Genomic DNA, 2,382 nt, shown 5'->3' on the forward strand with positions numbered 1-2,382 from the left:
CCGAGCGGAACGTGGTGTCCTCACCGGCGGTGAGCGACTCGATCGCGTCGTCGATGCCCTCGAGCAGCTCGCCGGAGCCGATCTCGTAGGAGACGCCCTCGGCGCGGTCGATCTCGGCACCGTCGATCGTCGCGACGAGGTCGAGTTCGACGAAGTCGCCCTTCGCTGCCGGACGGTCGACCGGCACCAGCGTGCCGAAGCGCGCACGCATGTTGTCGAGCTCGGCATCCAGTGCGGCCTCATCGGCCTCGACGGCGTCGACCGTCACGGTGATGTCGTCGTAGGCGGGCAGCTCGATGTCGGGACGGACGTCCACCTCGATGTCGACGAGCAGGTCGCCGGAGAAGTCCTTCTCGTTCGGCCACTGTGTGATGTCGGCGGCCGGACGGCCGACGACGCGCAGCTTGTGCTCGACCGTGGCGTCACGGAAGAACTTGTCCAGGCCCTCGTTCACCGCGTGCTCGATGACCGCACCGCGGCCGATGCGCTGATCGATGATGGGCGCCGGGACCTTGCCCTTGCGGAAGCCGGGGATCTGCACGTCCTGAGCGATGTGCTCGTAGGCGTGCGCGATGCTGGGCTTGAGGTCGTCCGGGGTGACCGTGATGGTGAGCTTGACCCGGGTCGGGGTCAGCTTCTCGACGGTGCTGTTCGCCATGCTGGTGTGTTCTCCTTGTGATTTCCGCGCGGTATCGCGGCTGTAAGGTCCGTGGGGCCGTGTCGGGGCGACAGGAGTTGAACCTGCGACCTCCCGCTCCCAAAGCGGGCGCTCTACCAAGCTGAGCTACGCCCCGGGGAATCCGCACGCAGATTCAGCCCCACCGAGTCTAACGGACGAGAGCACCCCCGACTGTCCGGTATGATCGATGAGTCCGGAGATGCGACTCCGGCCCGTCCCCGAGATTCCGCGGGGATCCGGGGCTGTAGCTTAGTGGTAAAGCCTTAGTCTTCCAAACTAATGATGCGGGTTCGATTCCCGTCAGCCCCTCCAGGTCAGAAGGCCCCCATCGGAAACGGTGGGGGCCTTCTCGCATGCGCGGCGATCGGTCCAATACGCTGAAAGCACCGACCCTCGCAGTCTCCGACCGGAAGGCACCATCGAATGGGCACGACGTGACCGCCCCGCTTCCGTCCGGCCTGGAGGCTTCGATCCCCCTGACACGCGGGCCCCACGAGCTGCCGGCGCGCTTCTCCTCGAGTCCGAATCCGACCGCGCGTCCCCGTGCTCGCCGTCGCCCGCATCGAGGCCTCCTCATCGGCGTTCTCGGCGGCGCCGCGGTGATCGCCGCCCTCGGCATCACCCAGCTGTCCGCGAACCTGGGCTACGACGCTGCCGCGGACCGATTCGCCGACACCCTGCGGAACGCGACGGCGATCACGTCGGAAACCGCTCACACCCGAGACGTGCTGACCCGGGCGACGGATGCCGGCCACGTCATCCTGGACGCGGGCAGCGCACAGATCGCCGTGCCGGAGGAGACCGTCTCTGCACTGTCGACCGCCGTCGTCGAGGGGGAAGAAGCCGGAGCGGTCGCGGAGGAGCTCCTCGCCACCGCATTGCCGTCCCCCGAAGAGAAGCCGGTCTGGTTCTGGGAGCTGTTCGGAGCCTCTGCGGCGCTCGTCGAGGACGAGAGCTCGCTCGACGAACTGGCGCAGGAGCTCGAAACGGCGTCCGAGAGCGCCGTCGAAGCCGAGGAGGCCGTTCAGGAGAGTGGCCTGGGCGTGCTCTCCTCAGCCGGTGAGGCGGCGGCGGGTTTCGAGACGGCACACCCGTCAGCCCGCAACGATGCCGTGATCGCGCTCCGGAACGCCGCTGCGGATGCGCTGGCTGCGACGACCGTCGATGACGACGCGGCGACCACCTATGTCGCACTGCAGGACGCGGGCGCACGGGTCATCGCGACGGAGGCCGAAGAACTTCAGGAGAAGTCGGGCCCGTTGCGGGGTGCTCGACTGGAGATCGAGGCCTTCGCCCGCTCCCTCGCCCCCGGCGTGCTCCTCGAGTTCGACTGGTCGCCCGTGGTCAACGGTGCGGGTTACAACGGCAGCATGGGCGGGTATACCACGTGGTGGTGGGATGACCCCGGCCGCGCCCACATCGAGCTGTCGAACTCGGTCGCCGAGCAGTGGCCGGCGGAGCGGAGCAAGGCACTGGTCGCGCACGAGGTCGGTCACGCGATCAGTGTCAAGTGCGAGGACATGTACGACGCGTCGACACAGGACAGCATCGAGAAATGGGCGACTGCGTGGGCCATCAGCATGGGATACACCGACGATGCCAACGGGGTCTGGGCCTACGGATACCCGCCTCAGGAGTACATCGACGCCGCAGCGGGCTGCCGCTGAGCTCTGAGCGAGGAACTGACAAAGCAAGAAGCGGCC

The 2,382-nt window shown here is 67.5% G+C and carries 2 protein-coding genes and 2 tRNA genes; 2 read left to right on the plus strand and 2 right to left on the minus strand.

The genetic code is table 11. The annotated features are described in order from the left end of the window. Together tig and ACNPM4_RS05665 are read right to left on the minus strand one after the other, a co-directional pair. Nucleotides 1-658 (minus strand): trigger factor (gene tig, locus ACNPM4_RS05660; RefSeq protein ID WP_448985014.1); only part of this gene is annotated, 658 nt, incomplete at its 3' end. 62 nt (nucleotides 659-720) lie between these two features. Then, nucleotides 721-794, minus strand: a tRNA-Pro gene (locus ACNPM4_RS05665). Nucleotides 795-917: 123 nt separating this feature from the next. Between ACNPM4_RS05665 and ACNPM4_RS05670 the strand changes: the two genes are divergently transcribed. Both ACNPM4_RS05670 and ACNPM4_RS05675 read left to right on the plus strand, forming a co-directional pair. After that, nucleotides 918-991 (plus strand) — tRNA-Gly (locus tag ACNPM4_RS05670). A gap of 122 nt (nucleotides 992-1,113) precedes the next feature. Next, nucleotides 1,114-2,346, plus strand: a complete 1,233-nt coding sequence (locus ACNPM4_RS05675; RefSeq protein ID WP_448985015.1) for a zinc metalloprotease — start codon at nucleotides 1,114-1,116, stop codon at nucleotides 2,344-2,346. Nucleotides 2,347-2,382: the final 36 nt, after the last annotated feature.

It is taken from the genome of Microbacterium umsixpiens (genome assembly GCF_053543675.1).